Origin of the sequence: Helicobacter trogontum (assembly GCF_000765905.2) — a bacterium.
Lineage (GTDB): Bacteria > Campylobacterota > Campylobacteria > Campylobacterales > Helicobacteraceae > Helicobacter_A > Helicobacter_A trogontum.
Genome location: NZ_JRPL02000076.1, coordinates 1 through 1,833, shown reverse-complemented (window position 1 = coordinate 1,833; position 1,833 = coordinate 1). Strand labels below are relative to the sequence as shown.

General features: G+C 31.1%; 1 protein-coding gene. It reads right to left on the bottom strand.

Translation table 11 applies throughout. The annotated features are described in order from the left end of the window. Nucleotides 1–1,833: contractile injection system protein, VgrG/Pvc8 family (locus tag LS81_RS10820; protein ID WP_237022241.1), on the bottom strand; the 1,833-nt coding region annotated here is incomplete at both ends.

The following is a 1,833-nucleotide window of genomic DNA, read 5'->3' as shown; positions in this document are numbered from 1 at the left end:
TTCTTCATTATCTTTTATATTTGATAGGGTAAGTTCATTATAACCTTGTTCAATGGTGTTTGCTGTGTTTGAATGCTCTGTTTGTGATGAATCTGCTTGGTTTAGTGAATCTGATGAGTTTCTTATATTTGTTAAGTTTATTGTTCTGCTTGATAAAGAAGTCTTATGGGAATCTAGGGGATTATGTATTAGGCTAGGATTAGTTGTATTATATAAACTTCCAGATATAAATGGCTTATCTATATCATTATCTAAGAAAGAGATTATGACTTCATCTCCAATTCTTGGAGTATGATAGAAGCCAGAAGAGTTGCTTGCAATAGGAGATGCTACTCTAAGGAATGAAGTATATGAATATCTCATTTTATATGTGTTGTTCTCTTGATTAGTGCGTGTTTGGTTTGTGCTATTACTCTCATTGGTAGTGTTTGGATTATCTTGTAAATAATGTTTATCTTTTTGGATTCTTTCTAAGAGGGCATTATCTCTTTTTTCTTGATTTGCATAGATATTCATTCTCACTTTTACTCGACCATATTCATCTGTATAAATTGTGTTGTGTTCTTGCAAAATCGTTTGATTTGCTTGTTCTTGTGTTGGTGCTCTTAGATAACCTTCTCCTATTACAATACCTTGTGTATGCAATGGTGCTTTTGGTTTAGCTTTAGTATCTGGGACATAAAGCATATGAGAAGGCATAAGCTTTAAAGTGTTGCTATAAGATCGCGTAAAGCCATTTTGATTTTTAGATGATGATCTTATAGATTCATTGTCATGAGAGTTACTTGTTGTTGTGTGAGCAACATCTCCTTGTGTTGTGCTATATTGTGTTAAAAGTGCATTATCTATGAGTGTTTGTTCTATGGCCACAATAATAAACTCTTTATGTTTATTAAGCAGAGTGTTATCATTATTTGCATATTTATATTTTTCATAATCTATTTGTAGAAAGTCTGCTAGACCTAAATGATAAATATTGCTTTGTGCCTTTAGGGTTGCATCAAGCATTTGCAATCTTTTTGCTTTGAGATGCAGTGGCTTTCTTGTATCAATAGATTGTGTAAAAGAAGATCCACTATCATAAGCATGTGTAAAAGAAGTCAATGTATTATCTGGTTGCTCTGTTTCTTCATCTTGATATGTATAAATCTGAGAAGAAAATATATCAATTGGAGCATTTGCATCATGACTTGAATAAGTAAAAGAATTGCTATGTAAGTTTTCTTCTTTAGAAAAGTGATGGATGCATTCTTCATGAAGTGCATTAGCAATTACATGAGGATTGTAAGCAATATTTTTTGTAGGTTTTGTTGTCAAACTGTCACAAAAATAGATCGTATTTGCATCTTCATAAAAGTAAATACCATGATTATGAGCTATTCTAGTCATAAACTCTAGATCAGATTCATTATATTGAGAAATAATTTCTTGAGTATTATATGTTTGAATGATTTGAGAAAAATCAAGAGTTTTTTCTAAGTATCCTTCATAAAATCTTAAGGTGTGTTTGATAGCATCTATTGGTGTTATATTGGTATAGATTCTATAAGCAGTATTGAGTGATAAGCGAAGAAGTGGTGATTGTAATGTAAGGGTAAAATTATGTCTATAGGTAAGTGTATTAGTGGTATTTTGTTGAAAAGAACCAAGGTATTGTAAATGCGTGATAATGCCTTTATAGGTTGTGGTTTGCATATTTGAGTAAGAATGATCAAAATAAATTATCTTACTATCCTTATTGTGAGGGGAATGATGAATATTGAGAGTGGCTAAACAATTAAGAAAGTCTTTTGGCTGCAAAGAGATATTTGAATTATTGGAATTTACTTCCAA